Origin of the sequence: Kitasatospora cystarginea (assembly GCF_039533515.1) — a bacterium.
Taxonomy (GTDB): Bacteria; Actinomycetota; Actinomycetes; order Streptomycetales; family Streptomycetaceae; genus Kitasatospora; species Kitasatospora cystarginea.
Window position 1 is genome coordinate 59,025 of sequence record NZ_BAAATR010000044.1, and the last position, 16,540, is coordinate 75,564.

Consider the following 16,540-nt stretch of genomic DNA (forward strand, 5'->3'; position numbering starts at 1 on the left):
GCGGGATGTTCACCACCGTTCTGGTCGCCAACCGGGGCGAGGTCGCGTTGCGGATCGCCCGGACCTGCCGGGAACTCGGGCTGCGGACCGTGGCCGTGTACTCCACCGCCGACCGGGACTCGGCGGTGGTCCGGTTCGCCGACCGCGCGGTGCGGATCGGCCCGCCCCAGGCCAGGGGCAGCTATCTGCACGTGCCGTCGGTCATCGAGGCGGCGATCGCCACCGGCGCCGAGGCGGTCCACCCCGGGTACGGCTTCCTCTCCGAGGACCCGGACTTCGCGGAGATCTGCGAGGCGAACGGGCTCACCTTCATCGGCCCGCCTCCCAGGGTGATCGAGCAACTCGGCGACAAGGCGATGGCCCGCACGTTGATGGCCGGGGCCGGGCTGCCGGTGCTGCCGGGCAGTACCGGCGCGCTGGCCACCCCGGGGGACGCCAAGGAGACCGCTCAGCGCGTCGGGTACCCGGTGATCCTCAAGGCGGTGGCGGGCGGCGGCGGCCGCGGGATGGCCGTGGTGCGCAGCGAGGAGGGTCTGCTCCCCGCCTACCACTCGACCCGGGCGCACGCCCGGGCGGTCTTCGGCGACGAACGCGTCTATCTGGAGCGGTTCATCGAGGACGCCCGGCACATCGAGGTGCAGGTGGTCTGCGACCGGCACGGGGCGGCCGTGCACCTGGGCGAGCGGGACTGCTCGGTGCAGCGCAGGCACCAGAAGCTGATCGAGGAGTCCCCGGCCCCCAACCTGCCGCAGGAGCTGCGCGAGCGGATGTGCCAGGCCGCGGTACGCGGCGCGCTGGCGGTCGGTTACGTCGGGGCGGCGACCTTCGAGTTCGTGCTGACGCCGGATCACCGGTTCTATCTGATGGAGGTCAACTGCCGGCTCCAGGTCGAGCACCCGGTGACCGAGATGGTCACCGGGATCGACCTGGTCCGGGAGCAGATCACCGTCGCCGCCGGGCGGCCGCTCTCCTTTCGGCAGGACGAGGTGCGACCGCGCGGGGTGGCCGTCGAGTGCCGGGTGAACGCGGAGGACCCGGCCCGGGGCTTCGCGCCGACGCCCGGCCTGCTGACCGAGTTCGTCCCGCCGGGCGGGCCGTTCGTACGGGTCGACACGCACGCCTACCCCGGCTGGCTGGTCGGTCCGGACTACGACTCGCTGCTGGCCAAGACGGTCGTCTGGGCACCGGACCGGGCGCAGGCGCTTGCCCGGATGGACCGCGCGCTGAGCGAGTTCCGGATCGACGGCCCCGCGGTGCGGACCACCGGCGCCTTCCTGCGGGAGGCGCTGGCCCGCCCGGAGTTCCGGGCCGGGACGCACACCACCGGGCTGGTCGCGCGGATGACCGAGGAACCGGTGGCGACCGGCCGTTGAGCGGCCGGGGGCGTGGGAAATCGGCTCCGCGCCCCCACCGCGTCCTCCGGACACCGACACACACGGTGGAGCCGGCACCCCGTCGGTCGGGGTCCCGGCTCCACCGTGTGTGTCGCGCTCAGTCGAGCGGGACCGTGCTCTCGAAGGCGTGCAGATAGGGGTTGACCGGGCCGATGTGGCCTAGGCACAGGCCCGCCTCGGTCATCAGGTCGACCATGCTCTGCTTGGAGTGCTTGGCCCCACCGACGTTGAGCAGCAGCATCAGGTCCATGGCGGTGGTGAAGCGCATCGACGGGGTGTCGTCGACCAGGTTCTCCACCACCACGACCCGCGCACCGGGTCTGGCCGCCTCGACGATGTTGCGCAGCGTCCGGCGGGAGCTGTCGTCGTCCCACTCCAGGATGTTCTTGATGATGTAGAGGTCGGCGTCGACCGGGACGGCGGCGCGGCAGTCCCCCGGCAGCAGCGTGATGCGGGAGGCCAGTGGTCCGCCCTCGCGCAGCCGAGGGTCGGCGCCCTCGACCACCTTGGGCAGGTCGAGCAGTGTGCCGTGCAGCTCGGGGTACTTCTCCAGCAGACCGGCCAGGACGTGGCCCTGGCCGCCGCCGATGTCCGCGACCGTCCGCACCCCGGTGAGGTCGAGGTAGTCGACGAGCTCGGCGGCGGACTGGCGGCTGGAGTGGGTCATCGCCCGGTTGAACACCGCCGCGGACTCGTGGGCGTCGTCGTGCAGGTAGTCGAAGAACTCCTTGCCGTGGATGTCCGGGAAGACGGTCCGCCCGGAGCGGACCGCGTCGTCCAGGCGGGGCCAGGCGTCCCAGGTCCACGGCTCGGTGCACCACAGGGCGATGTAGCGCAGGCTGTTCGGCTCGTCCTCGCGGAGCAGGCGGGACATCTCGGTGTGGACGTACCGGCCGTCCTCGGTCTCGGCGAAGATCCCGTAGCAGGCGAGCGCCCGGAGCAGACGGCGCAGCGGCAGCGGCTCGGCGCCGACCACGGCCGCGAGTTCCTCGGCACCGACCGGCGACTCGCCGATCGCGTCCGCGAGTTCGAGTCTGACCGCGGCGCGGACGGCTGCGGCGCAGGCGGCGCCGAACACGATCTCGCGCAGCCGCATGTTCGGCGATGGCGGCGGACTGTCGCCCACCTGTGGCGAGTTGGTGAGGCCGATGCCAATCGGTGTGGTCAGCTTGGCGGCGTTCGGGCTGACCGAGGTCGGATTGACGGTCGGTGTGGTGGATGGTGCCGTTTGCATGTGCCCGCCTTTCTGTGGGGAACGGTCAGCACTGGCCGGCGGGTTCGGAGACCCGGCACTGGTTGCGGGCGAAGGTGTTGCCGGTGCCGGTGTCGCGGACGGCGAGGTCGGCCGGTCCGTTGCCGCGCACCGTGTTGTCGGTGACCTTGATCCCGGTGTTGGGTGCACCGACGAAGCTGTGGAACAGGACGATGCCGCCGGACATCGAGGACTTGCCGACGTTCCCCTCGACCCGGTTGCCGGTCACCAGGGTGTCCTCGGCTCCGGTGAGCAGGATGCCGGTGCCCTGGACGACGTCCAGGCGGGGGGTCTTCGGGCAGAACTTGTTGTTGGCCCGGACCAGGTTCGACCGGACCGTCAGCGCGCCCGCCCGGGGCACGCCCTCGTCGCCGACCACGAACACGCCGCCGCAGTTGCCCGTGATCACGTTGGCCTGGACGCTGAGCTCGCGCACCCGGCGGACCACGACGCCGAGCCGGTTGTCCGAGAGGCGGTTCTCGCCGATCACCGTGCCCTTCGTGAAGACGGGCGGGACCTTGCCGTCCGCCACGTTCGCCACGAAGATGCCGGCCTGGCCGTTGCCGCGGGCCTCGTTGCCGCGCAGTACGGCCCGGGTGGACTGCTCCTGGCTGATGCCCTGCTGCCCGTTGTCCCTGGCCAGGACGGCGTGCACGGTCATCCTGTCGGTGCCGTAGGCGTTGATGCCGTTCTTGGTGAAGCCGGCGACCGTGAGCGCCTCGATCCGTACGCCGGTGACCGGGTGCCCGGCGGTGCCCGTGACGCACAGGCCGTGGCCGGCCTTGGCGCAGGCGTTGCCGGTGGCGGCGGGTGCGGACTTCTCGGGCGCGGTGATCACCGTGGTCTGGCCGGTCCCGCGCAGCGTCAGGCCGGAGGTGGTGACCTGGACGCTCTCGCGGTAGGTGCCGGGGAGGATCTGCACGGTGTCACCGGGTCTGGCGGCGTCCACCGCCTTCTGGATCGACTCGCCCGGGTGGACGAGCCGGATGGGCGGAGACACGGAAGCGCCGGCCGGCCCGGGAAGCCCGGTGACCAGACCGACGGCGAGGATGGCTGCGACGCCCGCCAACTGCGGGGTCCGGCACGTGGGCATGGGTGATGACCTGCTTTCAGGGGCTCGGGTGCATGGCTCCACTGGCCCGATGGCCGGCCGGGACTCGGGTTCCCGACCGGCATCGGGCCACCTAATCGAAGCTATGGGCACCCCTCGGCACCTGCCACTTCTGCTCGGCCGACCGTGCTGCCGTGCCGCTGAGCGGGTGGACGCGACGTCAGTACACGCCGACACCCAATGCCTTGAGCGCCGCGGTGACGGGCTGGAAGAAGGTGGTGCCGCCGACGGTGCAGTCCCCGGTGCCGCCCGAGGTGAGGCCGAGCGCGGTGTGGCCGGCGAAGAGCGGGCCGCCGCTGTCGCCCTCCTCGGCGCAGACGGTCGTCTTGATCATCCCCCGGACGGTGCCCTGCAGGTAGTTCACGGTCGCGTTGAGCCCGGTGACGGTGCCGCTGTGCACGTGCGAGGTGCTGCCGCTGCGGTTGACGGTCTGCCCGAGCGAGGGAGTGGCGGCCCTGGTGATCGTACGGCTGGTGCCGTCGTAGAGGTCCACGGCGGACGCCGGGACGCTGCCGTCGGTGTACTTGATCAGGGCGTAGTCGTGGTCGGGGAAGGTGGAGCTCTCGGTGTCGCCGATCGGGGTGGTGTGGGCCGCGGTGGTGTACCAGGTCGAGGCGACGTTCCCGCAGTGACCGGCGGTCAGGAAGTAGTAGCCGCCGTCCAGACCGCGGACGTTGAAGCCGAGCGAACAGCGGTACCCGCCGCCGTAGATGGCGTCGGCACCGTTCATCCTGGGGCTGAACACCCCGGGCACCCGCTCCAGCCGGACGGCGTTGCCGAGTTCCCCGGCCGTCCGGGTGAGCCGGTCGAGCGCGGCGCCGCGGACGGTGGAGTCGGCCGACACCACCACCTGGTCCGCGGCCGGGTCGACGGCCCAGGCGGTACCGGGCACGGCGGCGCTGCGGTCGAGCTCGGCGGTGGCGGTGGCCAGCTGGGCGGCGCTGCGGGTCACCAGCCGGGGAACGGCCCCGGCCGCCTCCACCCGCTGGGAGTCCGCCGGGTGGGTGATGGTGACGACCGCTCGGCCGGAGGCGTCCAGGTACGAACCGGCCGTACGGTCCTCGCCCAGCTGCTGCTGGAGGTCGTCGGCGAGCGCTGCGGCGGCCTCGCCGGTGGGTGTCGGAGGGGGCAGGGCGGCCGCGGGTGCGGGAAGTGCGAGTGCTGTACCGGCGAGCAGCGTGGCGGCCGCCGTGAGGAGGACGGCGCGACGGCAGGTACGGCGATTGCTCATCAGGGCTCCCTGGATGCCTGGGAAGAAGGGTCGCGGGCGTGCCCGGATGGCGTACCCGGGTCGGCCGAGGACCCGGCTTCCGGGTGGCCGTGGCGGGCTCCGGGCGGGTCCTGCTGCCAAATATCGGGGCCGGGACCGAGGTTGGCGACCCGGAACGGCGGTCGGCTGAGCCGGTCGCGGCGACCGGGACGTGGTCCCGGCCAGTGGCCGGGCTCCCAGGCCCGTGCGCGGCCGGGCTCTCGGGTCGAGCGCTCCGCCACCGGTCCGTGCCCGGGGACGGCCGGTACGCGGTGTGCCGGTCCGGCCGTCGCGACGGCGCGGGCGGTCCGGAGCCGGGCGATCCGGGCCACCTCGGGCATGCAGTCGGGGCTGCCGGGGAATCGAAGGGTTGCCGGACGATTACCGGGGCGGCCGGAACCAGCGAGGCGGTGCGCCGTGTCCTGCTCTGCGAAACTCAAGTGGGCTTCGAGCGAGGGGGGTTCGAGGTGAGCGGGTCCGTGGGGGCCGATGGCGGAGGGCGACTGCTGGCCGCGGCCGGGGTGCTGCTCCCGGACGAGCGGGGTCGGATCCTGGTGGTGCGGCTCACGTACGACCGGAAGCATCCGATCGCGATCCCCGGTGGCGGCTGGGAGCCGTCCGACGGGTCACCGCGGCAGACGGCCTTCCGGGAGATCGCCGAGGAGCTCGGGGTGCGGCCCGAACTGGGGCCGCTGGCCTGCGTCGACTGGTCGCTGGGCAACGGCCGGCCACCGATCGCGGCCCATCTGTACTGGGCTGCGCCGCTGCGGGGCGAGCAGCTCTCCGTGTTCCGGCCGCAGGCCACGGAGGTCGGCGGCTGGGCCTGGCTGACGGATCGCCAGCTCGCCTCGGCGTTGCCGCCCAGGCTGTCGCGGCGGGTCACGGCCTGCCTCACCGCGCCGCGAGGTGCCGGACCGCTGGAGCTGGAGGACAGCCGTCCGGTCGGGCACACCGTCACCCATGTGCCGCCGGTTCCGCCGCCGCCGTACGCCCGGGCGGCCGGGCTTGAGCTGTCGGGCAGCGGCGGGACGGCGCAGCAGCGGCCGCCGCTGGAGCGGGAGGCGTACTACGCCTCGCTGCCGAGGATCCGGGCGAAGGCGCGGATGCTGTTCACCGACCCGGCCGGGCGGGTGCTGCTGGTGCGCCTGCGCCCGCGGGAGGACCGGCCGTACTGGACGCTGCCGGGCGGCGGAGTCGAGGCCGACCGCGAGATGCCCCGGGCGGCGGCGCGGCGCGAGACCCGCGAGGAACTCGGCTGGGAGCGGGAGCCGGGCCGCCTGCTGGCACTGGACTGGTCAGCCGGTCCGGACGGCTCGGTGGCCATGGTGTACGTGTTCGACGGTGGCGAGGTGACCGCCGAGCTCCTCGGGCGGATCACGCTGCCGCCCGAGGAGCTGGTGGACTGGGGGATGTTCACGGCCGCCGAGGCCCGCGAGGTCCTGTCCGAGCAGGCGCGGTGCCGACTGGAGGCCGCTCTCGCCGTCCGGGCGGCGGGGCGGGACGGCGGCGGGGGCGGGCCGGTGGAACTGGTCGGCGGCCGGGCGGTCGCGGCTGGTCCGTCGGTGGCGTGACGGTGGAGCACTCGATGTGGTGCACCAGTGAGTCTCCGGCGCCGTGGCCGAGTTGCAGCAGGAGTACCGAGGCGCTGGCGCCGACCGCCCGGCCGTGGGAACCGAGGACGAGGGGCAGCCCCCGGCCGGGCGACCGGGAGCTGCCCCCTTCACGAACGGTTCGGTCAACTACCGTACCAATCAGACCAGTTGGTGGTTACGGCTGATGTTCCGCTCCAACAGGGCGAGCGATTCGGCCACGCCGACGCTGTCCGCGGTGAACTCCGGCAGCCGACCGTCCGCCTTCTTCAGCTCCACCAGCGCCTGGTCGATCGCGCTGTGCGCGGCGAACAGGCAGGGGGTGCTGTAGATCGCCACGTCCACCCCCAGCTCGGTCAGTTCGGGCAGCGAGAGCCGGGGCGATTTGCCGCCGGCGATCTGGTTGAACAGCAGCGGCTTGTCGCCGATGACGGCGCGGACCTTGCGGATCCAGTCCACACTGCGCACGCCGTCGACCAGGATGACGTCGGCGTCGGTCGCGGCCAGGGCCTCGGCACGGCGCAGGATCTCGCACTCCTCGGTGGCGTCGGTGCGGGCGACGACCACCAGGTCGCGCCGCGCGGCCAGCACCATCTCCAACTTCTCCAGGTACGCCTCCAGCGGGAGCACCTGCTTGCCGTCGACGTGTCCGCAGCGGCGGGGCCGCTGCTGGTCCTCCAGGATCACCCCGGAGGCGCCGACGGCCTCCAGGTGCTGGACCACGTGGCAGGCCGTCTCGGGGTCGACGTAGCCGTCGTCGATGTCGACCAGCAGGTGCTGGCGGGGGAAGGCCAGCCTCAGCCGCTGAACGAAGGCGACGATGTCCGGCCAGGCGATGAAGCCGATGTCCGGCAGGCCGTAGTGCGAGGCGGCGAAGCCGAACCCGGAGACGAACATCCCGTCATAGTGCTGGGCCGCCAAGGAGGCGGAGAACATGTCGAAGACGCCGATCAGCGGGGTGGTGCCGGCCTCGGAGATCGCGTCGCGCAGCCGAATCGGGTGATGCACAGGGTCCTCCAGCAGATGGTGATGGTGCCCGATGCGCGCCACCGGTACGCCATGCGGGGCATACCGGTGGCCTAGGCGTGGAAGGGGCGGCAGGCACGGGACGCTGCCACCTCGTCTTCCACAAATCTAGGTAAAGAGATGGTCATGAACAATACTGAACCAGTGGTCGAATGGGGGGCTATATCGAGCTGACATGGATAGCTCGGGTATATAGATCCCCCGGCACCGCGATCACCCGGCCGGAAGCGCGTAGATCTTCGCGCCCCGCCGCGCGAACGCCACCTTGCCGTCGGTGCTCAGGTACCAGTCGTTGTTCTTGATCGGGTAGGACGGATCGTCGAAGGTCCACTTGAACGTGCCCGACTTGGCGTCCACCGCGTACAGCCCGCCGTCGAACTCGCTCGGGACGAAGAGCGTGTCGCCCACCAGCAGTGGTTCGCTGGTCAGGCTGGGCCGCTGGGGCAGCGCGCAGCGCCAGCGCGTCTTGCCGGTCTCCGCGTCGTACGCGAAGACCGCCTCCGAGCCGTCGCTGCCGTACACCATCCCGTTGCCGGCCGTCACCGGGGCGAACCGGCCGTGGTCCGGCTTCAGCCGCCACAGCTGCTTGCCGTCCGCGAGGCCCACCGCCTGCAGGTCGGAGTCCTCGGTCAGGCAGTACAGCCGCTTGTCGTCGCACCAGATCCGCCACGGCTCGACCGTGCCGGTGTCGACGCGCCACAGCTCCCGGCCGTCCTTGACGTCCCGGGCGACGATGAGCGACTTGCCGCGGCTGTGCAGCAGGGTGCCGCCAGTCACCCGGCCGGTGGCGAGCGAGTCCTCGGTGTCCTGGTCGGGCTGGGCCCATTTCTTGTTGATCCGGTTGGCGGTGTCGAGGGCCAGCACCATCTGGTCCCCGGCCGTTTCGAACTGCGGTCGGACCAGCACCTTCAGGTAGACCGCCTGGTCGTCAGCAGCGAGGACCTTGTGGACCTCGATCACCTTGTCGCCCCCGTAGGCGACCAGCGAGCCGGCGTCCTCCCGCCCGGTCTTCTGGTCGATGCTGCTCACACCGCGGAGCAGGGTGAGCAACTGGCCGCCGCCCACGATGGTGTTAATGGTGGGCGCGGACAGATCCGGCCGGGCCCAGCGCACGGTGCCGGTGCCGGCGTCCAGCGCGGTGAGGCCGTTGGCCACGACGAAGACCGCGCCGTTCAGCACCAGCGCCGGGAACTGGGCCATCGACGCGCCCGGGAAGGTGTACGTCCAGACGGGCGTGGGCGCCTTGCCCGCCGTCGCGCTGCCGGAGGATCCCGGCGTCGGGGCCGGCGGCTTGGGGTGCGGGGCCGGGTGCGGGCTCAGCAGCGCCCAGGCGGTGCCGCCCACCGCCGCCGCGGCCGCCACGCCGCCGCCGGCGAGGAAGAACCGCCGGGACACCTTCGGCGCGGACCCGGATGGCGGCGCCAGCGTCGGTGCGTGCGCCGGCGAGGGCATCGGCGTGGCCGTCGGCCCAGTGGCGGACGACGGCGACATTGCCGAGGGCGTCGGGCCGGGCAGCGGTGGTGTGGGGGTGGGGCCGGGCAGGGGCGGCGTGGGCGTGGCCGTCCGGGGGCCCAGCCGCATGGTGCCGGGTGCCGCCCCCGGCAGGTCGGTGCCGGTCGGGGCGTACTCCGCGGCGGGCGGGGTGGCGGGCTGCAACGGCTGTGCGGGCGTGCCGCGGCTCGGGGTCTCCATGTCCATCACGGACGAGGCGTGGGTGGCCAGCGCCGAGGCGACCGGGCCGGGCAGCCAGTTCCCGGCCCGGGTCGCCGCGGTGCCGGCGGGCAGCAGCTGGGCGGCCAGCTCCAGCGGGGCGGGGCGCCGTGCCGGGTCCTTGGTCAGCACTCCGGCGATCACCCGCCGCAGCCCGTCGGGCAGTTCACTCAGGTCGGGCTCGTCGTGGACCACCCGGTACAGCTGCGCCGCCACACCCGACTCGCCGTCGAACGGACCGTGCCCGGTCGTGGCATACACCAGCACCGAGCCGAGCGAGAACACGTCGCCGGCCGCGCCGAGCGGCCGGCCCATCGCCTGTTCGGGTGCCATGAAACCGGGCGAGCCGACCACCACCCCGGTCTGGGTCAGGCGGTCGCCGTCCAGTGCCCTGGCGATCCCGAAGTCGATCACCCGGGGGCCGTCGGCCGCCAGCAGGACGTTGGACGGCTTGAGGTCACGGTGCACCAGTCCGGCGCCGTGGATCGCGTGCAGCGCCTCGGCGAGCCTGGCGCCCAGCGCCCGGACCGAGTCCTCCGGCAGCGGCCCGTAGCGCTGTACGGCGTCGGTCAACGAGAGGCCGAGCACGTACGCGGTCGCCAGCCAGGGGGTCGGCGAGTCGGGGTCGGCATCCACCACGGGCGCGGTGTACGCCCCGTCCACCGCCCGCGCGGCCTCCACCTCGCGGCGGAACCTGGTCCGGAACTCCCGGTCCTCCGCCAGCTCGGATCGCACCACCTTGACCGCGACCGTCCGACCGCCCGCTGAGCGGGCCAGGTACACCCGGCCCATCCCGCCCGCCCCGAGCCTGGCCACCAGCCGGTAGGGGCCGATCGCCTCCGGATCGTTGGCCTCGAGTGGCTCCATGTGCTGTTCCCCGTCCCCGTGTGTTCGTTCCCGCTGGTCGTCCGCCGAAGATCGTACGGGCCGTCAGCTCGGCACGGTCACGCGGAGGTGGCATCGCCGCCGAAGCGGCGGCCGGTACGGGCCCTCGGGCGGCGGCGCGGTGGCAGCGTTCGCGGCGCGCTGTGGTCACGCGCCCCGGCGGGTCAGGCCGCGGCGGCAGGCGCGCTGTCGGTGGCCAGCTTGACGGCCAGTGCCCCCAGGACGGTTCCCATCAGGTAGCGCTGGGCCCGCAGCCAGGCGGGGCGGCGCCCGAGGAAGACCGCGATGGCGCCCGCCGCGAGGACGACGGCCAGGTTCACGACCAGGCTGACGGCTATCTGGACGCCGCCCAGCGCGAACCCCTGCAACATCACGTGCCCCGCCTTGACGTCGACGAACTGCGGGATCAGCGAGAGGTACATGACGGCGACCTTCGGGTTCAGCAGGTTCGTGAGCAGGCCCATGGAGAACAGGCGCCAGGGCGAGTCCGGCGGCAGTTCCTGCGGGGTGAAGACGGACAGCCCGCCCGGCTTGAGCGCCTTCCAGGCCAGCCAGGCCAGGTACCCGGCGCCGGCGGCCTTCACCGCGAGGTACAGCCCGGGGACGGCCAGGAAGACCAGCGACAGGCCGAGGTTCGCGGCGCCGAGGTAGACCAGGAAGCCGACGGCGACGCCCGCCAGTGAGACCGCTCCCGCGCGGCGCCCCTGTGTGATGCTCCGTGAGACCAGGTACATCATGTTGGGCCCGGGGGTGAGCACCATGCCGAGAGCCACTGCCGTCACGCCGAGGACCGCGTTCGTTCCGATCATGCGGCAAGGATGGGCGCCAGGGAGTGTTCAGCACCAGCGCGGGTTTCTTCAGGATTCGATTCAGTACTGCTACATCCAGGACGGCATCCGGCCGACGGCCCTACTCCTCGGCGGCTTCTCATCCGGCTTCCCGGCGGAAAGCCACACGCGGCGAGGATCAATCTGACGCCGACTCAACTGGCGGCAGGAACCGGGCCGAGGAGTCGCGGACATCGAAGCGCCCGCCGAGAAGGCTCCTCGGCCCGGTGTCCGGCACCATCCACCGAACATCCGCGCAGGGACGCGGCTACCGTCCGGCGGGCCCGGAGAGTTCGAAGATCCCGTAGCCGAAGCCCTCGGCACTGACGCCGTCAGCCGTCGCGATGACGCCCCTGACCTCCAGAGCGCGGGCGCCCTCGAGCCCGGGGTGCGCGAAGTAGGCGGGCTCGCGGCGGGGGTTGACGACCACCAGGTGCGTGCCGCCCCGCAGGTGGACGAAGGGGTACCCGGTGTGCAGCACCTCGACATCGCCGTGGCTGCCGAGCGCGGGGGTGGACCTGCGGAGCGCGATCATCCGCCGGACCAGGTGCAACACCGAGTCGGGGTCGGCGACTTGGGCGGCGACGTTCGGCCTGCCGGGGTCGGGGTCGAGGGGCTGGTACAGCCGGTCGGCGGGAGCCGTGGAGAACCCCGCGTTGGCGGTGTCGTCCCACTGCATCGGAGTGCGCGACCCGGCACGGTTGTTGGTGGGTTCGAGCAGACTGCCCTCCTTGTCCGGCAGTCCGGGGACGAACCGCATGCCGATCTCGTCGCCGTAGTAGATCGCGGGCAGGGTCGGCCAGGTGAGCAGGAAGGCGAAGGCCGCGCGGAGTTGCTCGGGCGTGCGGGAGCCGGTGGCGAGGCGGTTGTAGTCGTGGTTCGCGGTGGGCAGGATGACGTGCCCGGCGCCGGGTGCGCCGGAACCCGGCTCCACGGCCGTACCGGTGGCGCGCCAGGCGGCGACGAACTCGGCCATCGAACCCCGGCCCTGCGGGTCGAAGTAGCAGGGTCCCGACTCCCACGAGGCCGAGGCCATCCCCTCTCCGTTGTCCCAGAGCGAGGTGACGGCCCGGCCCGCGAAATGCAGGAAGAAGTCGGCGTGGAAGCCGGCGGGCAGCGCGAGTTCGGGCCGGCCCCACTCCGAGATCAGTACCGCACCCGGGTGGCTCCGCTCCAGCCGGGCCCGCAGCTCACGCCAGAGCTTCGCCGTCTCGGCGCGGTCCGGGTCGTCCTTGACCAGGGAGTACGCCATGTCCGCCCGGAAGCCGGCGACGCCCGCCCGCAGCCAGTGGTCCATGATCTCGCGCAGCGCGGCCCGGTTCTGCCGCGGTCCTTCGGCGTCGACGGGCTGCCGCCAGGGTTCCTCGCCGTGGCCGCGCGCGTAGCCGTAGTTGAGCGCGGGCTGGAAGTCGAAGAAGTTCGGCAGGTAGAAGCCCGGCCGCTTGCCCGGGGAGGGGACGAACCTGCCGGTCTGCCGGTCGGCCCAGATGTAGCGCTGGTCGGTGGGGTCGTCAGCGGACGCCAGGAACCAGGGGTGCCGGTCGGAGGTGTGACCGGGCACCAGGTCGAGCAGGATCCTGATCCCGCGCCGGCCGGCCGCGTCCACCAGCGCGGCGAGGTCCTCCTCGGTGCCGTAGCGCGGGGCGACGGAGAAGTAGTCGGAGACGTCGTACCCGGCGTCGCGGAACGGCGAGGTGAAACACGGCGTGAGCCACACCGTGTCCACTCCCAGCCAGGCCAGGTGGTCGAGGTGCTCGGTGATCCCGGCGAGGTCGCCGATGCCGTCGCCGTCGGAGTCCGCGAAGGTCTGCGGATAGATCTGGTACAGGACGGCGTCGGCCAGCCAGGCGGAGGCGGGCCGGTTCGCGGGGCGGCCTGCGGCCGGGTTCGGTGTTGGGTTCGTCATCGCGTGCCGTGCTCCCTTCACGGGGACAGTCCGAGGCCAGTGTCCCTCCGCGACAGCCCCGGGCGCTGCCGTTCGGCCGACAACCGCACCGCCACGACCGCCGGCATCCGTCACCCGGTCAGAAGCGCCAGGTCAAAGGGCATTTCACTGGCGATCGTGACCCGGACGTGCCGGGCCTCTGCCATCACCGGGCAAACGTTCGTTGAACATCGGCCCGTCCCCGGGACGGGGCCGGGGAGATCCGTTGAAGGCGTGACCAGTGCTTCGGGGTCAGCTTCAATCCCCAAACGGTCCGCTCGCGGAGTTGCTCGTCGTAGAGGCCGCTCGGGCCACGGCGGTACCGGCCGATTCCAGTTCTCCGTCGGTGCCCTTCAGGACGCTGCCTTCGGCGTCTTGACAGCGCGGAGCCGTTAGGAAACCTTACTAACGAACAGCCATCGTTTTGCCCTCCAGGCGGAAGAGAGATCGATATGACGTCGCATCGGATTTCCGTACCGCGCCGGCGGTTGGCGGCGGCCGCCTCGGCCGTACTCACCGCCACGCTGCTGACCGCCGGTTCGGCAGGCGCGGCCGAGCCGGCCGGCGGTACGGCGCGGGCGGCGGCTTCCGCCTGGAGCGGGCAGTTCACCGGGTACGGCAGTTCCTCCTGGCGCACCGCGTGGGGTGTCGCCTCCTCCGGCACCTGGGGCGGCTCACAGCTGCGCGGCGTCAGCGTCCCCGGCGCGCCGGGGGACGGCTCCGCGCTCCAGGTGACGTACGGTGCCGGCTCGTCCGCCAGCTCCTGCACCGACTGCCCGAATCCGGGCGGCGGGCAGTTCTACACCGACCTCAAGGCGCTGGGCCTCGGCAAGCTGGCCGAGTCGGCCACCCTCGACCTCAAGTACTACGCCAGGTTCCCGGCCGGACAGGACTGGGGCAAGGCGGGCAAGCTGCCGGGCCTGTACGGCGGCACGATCGGCGAGGAGTCCGGCGGCAACCACGGCAACGGCTGGTCCACCCGGTTCATGTGGCGAATGAACTCCTCCGCGCCGAACAATGGTGAGGTCTACCTCTACACCCCCACCAACTCCGGCCCCACCGGGTACGGCGTCGACCTCGGGGTCGGCAGCTGGAAATGGGTCGCGGACGGGAACTGGCACACCATCGAGCAGTCGGTGAACCGCAGCACCGGTGACGTCACCGTCTGGTACGACGGCAAGCAGGTCTTCGCGGCTCGCAAGGCGGCCACCGGGATCGGCTCCATCCCGTTCGGTGGGGTGTTCTTCTCCACCTTCTACGGCGGTCACGACACCAGCTGGGGTCCGAAGACCACCCAGCACGCGTACTTCGCCGACTTCTCGCTCGCAACGTCCGTCCAGCACTGACCTGTTGACGGCTCAGGCCGGCAAGGCCGCGCCGCGCCCCTGATGCGGGTGCGGCGGCTGTCGCGTTTGAGAGTGCGGTCCCGGATCAGCGGCACGGCTCCTGCGGTTGGGCGTCACGGCCCGGACCAGCCGCGCGGGCGTTCGAGGCGCACCAGGGCGTCGATCGCCTCGGCGGTCGCGCCGTGCGCAGCACCGGCCGGCCGGCGGACGCGTTCGGCCCGGACCACCCGCAGCCGGCGGTCTGCCAGATCGGCCAGGATGTCATCCGGCGTGAAGAGCACGGCAAGGTCCGCCGGGCCGCCGGAACCCTCGGTCAGGTTGGTGGTGTCGTGGCCGACGACCAGCAGCGTGCCGCCGGGCGCCAGGGCCTCGGCGGCCCGTCGCAGCACGGTGCGGCGCTGCTCGGCGAACAGATGCAGATAGGCGATGAGGACGAGGTCGTGGCCGCCGGGCTCGGGCAGGTAGTCGCGGACGTCCACCTCGGCAAAGGTCACCCGCGCCGCGACTACGGGCGGAAGTCGTTCGGCGAGTCGGCGGCCGCGCTCCAGCGCGACCGGGGAGAAGTCGACCGCGGTGACCCGCCAGCCCAGGGTGGCCAACCAGAGGGTGTTGCGCCCCTCGCCCGCTGCCAGGTCGAGCGCCCGACCGGGCGGCAGGCCCTGGCACTCCTTCCGCACCCAGCGGTTGGGCTCGCTGCCCCACACCAGCTCGGCCGAGTCGTAGCGCTGGTCCCAGTCCTGACTCTCCATCGTCGTCCTCTCGGCTCCCGGCGTTCGCTCCGCGCCCCGGAGCCCGAGCCTACGCGGCGCGGTCGCCGGCTCACCCCCGGCGCGGACTCACGTAGCCCTCGCCGTTCGACGGTCATATGGACGATGCTGGCGGCCCTGCTCCGAACGCGTGGGCAAATACTGGTGGAATAACCCGAATGGTTCAATTCGTCCGCGTCCTGGTTTGGATTCTCCCCGAAGCCTCGGCGCGATTCCGCGGGCCGAGGAGCAACGAGGGCCTGGTTCCGGACGCCGCCGCGCGGGCAGGCTCCGACCCGCGGCGGTGGCCAATGCCAGAAAGTTATGATTCAGGCTGGTTTGTCAAGCAGCCCTGGTGGTCGGCGTGTTCGTGGCGGCGAGCGGCTTTGCGGGGGCGGCTGTCACTGGCTGCTCGGGGAGTCGGTAGGTCGCGGGCGCGGTCTTGACCAGCAGGTTCTTGCGTGCCCAGGCGCTGAGGTGGAGTGCGAGGGTGCTCTGTTTGACGGTGTTCAGCGCGGTGGTGATCTCGCGGGCGTGCCAGGGGCGGTGAGGATCGGTGGCCATGACCGCGAGGACGTCTTCATGGCGGACGGCGACCTTGGAGGGTCGCGGCGGTCCGTCCGGGATCTTGAAGGTGGCTGGCCCGGTCTTGATGAGGATCTTGCGCTTGGCCCATCGGATCAGCTCGCCAGTCAGGTCGCTGCGGTCCAGCCGTAGCAGGGTGGCCAGTTCGATTGCGCGCCACTCGCGCTCCGGGGCGCTGCCCATCGCGGCGAGCACGTCTTCGAGCCTGCTGGTGTGCATCGGGGCTGCGGGCGGCAGCAGCGTCTCGGCCGTCACGGGCGGGTGCTCGCCGGTATCGGTGGCGGGCGTGGCCTGTCGCGGGGCCGGGATCCAACCGGGTTGGCCGGGAGGAGCCGGCGCCGGGACGGGGGTGAGGGCATCATCCGCGGGTGCGTGGACGGTGATGTCGATGGAGGTGACCGGGGTGCTGACGGCAGGCCGGTCCTCGTCGGGCGGGCGGTGTCCGTAGCGGGCGGAGACGCCTTTGACGGTGCGTGCGCTGATCCGCGCCCGCCGCGGTGGCAGCAGGGCACCGGTGACCGCATCGGTGATCGGTCCTCCCAGCTCGCTCCCGGCGTCGGGCACGATGGCGGCGGCACGGGTGACGCTGTCGCGCGCGGCGGCCAGGGCCGCGGTGAAGCACGCCCGGTCCGCGTCGCATCCGGGCACGGCGTCAGTGGCGTCCAGCATCGCCATCCGCAGGAGCTGGTGGACCGTCAGCAGTGCCCACATCTCCTGACGCAGGCCCTGCGGGTCGCCTGAGCGCAGCACGCGCCCCTTGAGCAGGGTGTGGCGGATCGCCAGGAACGCCACCTCGATCTGTCGGGTAGGTGCGGCGCATTGCTGCGCCGCACCCCCCTCAGAACCGGACTTGCCCGCTTTCCGGGCATCCGGCTCAAGCAGGCCCTGAAGGCCCA

General features: G+C 72.3%; 11 protein-coding genes and 1 pseudogene. 3 read left to right on the forward strand and 9 right to left on the reverse strand.

Translation table 11 applies throughout. The features are described from left to right. Positions 1 to 5 precede the first annotated feature (5 nt). Positions 6 to 1,373 (forward strand): acetyl-CoA carboxylase biotin carboxylase subunit, encoded by a 1,368-nt coding sequence (locus tag ABD369_RS33485; protein WP_344640385.1) that lies wholly within the window; start codon positions 6 to 8, stop codon positions 1,371 to 1,373. Between the two features lie 118 nt (positions 1,374 to 1,491). On the opposite strand, the gene ABD369_RS33490 is transcribed toward ABD369_RS33485, so the two are convergent. From ABD369_RS33490 to ABD369_RS33500, 3 genes are all read right to left on the reverse strand, one after another. After that, positions 1,492 to 2,628 (reverse strand): methyltransferase, encoded by a 1,137-nt coding sequence (locus ABD369_RS33490; protein WP_425557833.1) that lies wholly within the window; start codon positions 2,626 to 2,628, stop codon positions 1,492 to 1,494. Between the two features lie 25 nt (positions 2,629 to 2,653). Then, the gene (locus tag ABD369_RS33495) at positions 2,654 to 3,739 is read right to left on the reverse strand and encodes a right-handed parallel beta-helix repeat-containing protein (RefSeq protein WP_344640386.1); all 1,086 of its coding nucleotides are present in this window, start codon (positions 3,737 to 3,739) and stop codon (positions 2,654 to 2,656) included. 178 nt (positions 3,740 to 3,917) lie between these two features. Beyond that, complete coding sequence (locus tag ABD369_RS33500) at positions 3,918 to 4,988, reverse strand: S1 family peptidase (RefSeq protein ID WP_344640387.1); 1,071 nt, start codon at positions 4,986 to 4,988, stop codon at positions 3,918 to 3,920. Positions 4,989 to 5,473: 485 nt separating this feature from the next. Between ABD369_RS33500 and ABD369_RS33505 the strand changes: the two genes are divergently transcribed. Then, complete coding sequence (locus tag ABD369_RS33505) at positions 5,474 to 6,577, forward strand: NUDIX hydrolase (RefSeq protein WP_344640388.1); 1,104 nt, start codon at positions 5,474 to 5,476, stop codon at positions 6,575 to 6,577. Positions 6,578 to 6,757: 180 nt separating this feature from the next. On the opposite strand, the gene ABD369_RS33510 is transcribed toward ABD369_RS33505, so the two are convergent. From ABD369_RS33510 to ABD369_RS33525, 4 genes are all read right to left on the reverse strand, one after another. After that, positions 6,758 to 7,603 carry an isocitrate lyase/PEP mutase family protein gene (locus ABD369_RS33510; RefSeq protein WP_344640389.1) on the reverse strand — a complete coding sequence of 282 codons (846 nt, stop codon included), beginning with the start codon at positions 7,601 to 7,603 and terminating at the stop codon, positions 6,758 to 6,760. Positions 7,604 to 7,834: 231 nt separating this feature from the next. Beyond that, complete coding sequence (locus tag ABD369_RS33515; RefSeq protein WP_344640390.1) at positions 7,835 to 10,198, reverse strand: protein kinase domain-containing protein; 2,364 nt, start codon at positions 10,196 to 10,198, stop codon at positions 7,835 to 7,837. A gap of 182 nt (positions 10,199 to 10,380) precedes the next feature. After that, complete coding sequence (locus ABD369_RS33520; protein ID WP_344640391.1) at positions 10,381 to 11,025, reverse strand: LysE family translocator; 645 nt, start codon at positions 11,023 to 11,025, stop codon at positions 10,381 to 10,383. A 286-nt stretch (positions 11,026 to 11,311) separates the two neighbouring features. Next, a complete protein-coding gene (locus ABD369_RS33525) occupies positions 11,312 to 12,949 on the reverse strand; it encodes an alpha-amylase family glycosyl hydrolase (RefSeq protein WP_344640392.1) in 1,638 nt (545 codons plus the stop codon). Positions 12,950 to 13,419: 470 nt separating this feature from the next. Between ABD369_RS33525 and ABD369_RS33530 the strand changes: the two genes are divergently transcribed. Then, the gene (locus tag ABD369_RS33530) at positions 13,420 to 14,313 is read left to right on the forward strand and encodes a polysaccharide lyase (RefSeq protein ID WP_344640393.1); all 894 of its coding nucleotides are present in this window, start codon (positions 13,420 to 13,422) and stop codon (positions 14,311 to 14,313) included. A gap of 113 nt (positions 14,314 to 14,426) precedes the next feature. On the opposite strand, the gene ABD369_RS33535 is transcribed toward ABD369_RS33530, so the two are convergent. Further along, positions 14,427 to 15,062: a class I SAM-dependent methyltransferase gene (locus tag ABD369_RS33535; protein WP_344640394.1), complete on the reverse strand. Its 636-nt coding sequence runs from the start codon at positions 15,060 to 15,062 to the stop codon at positions 14,427 to 14,429. Between the two features lie 339 nt (positions 15,063 to 15,401). Next, positions 15,402 to 16,540 (reverse strand): annotated as a pseudogene (locus ABD369_RS33540) (hypothetical protein); the annotation flags it as partial.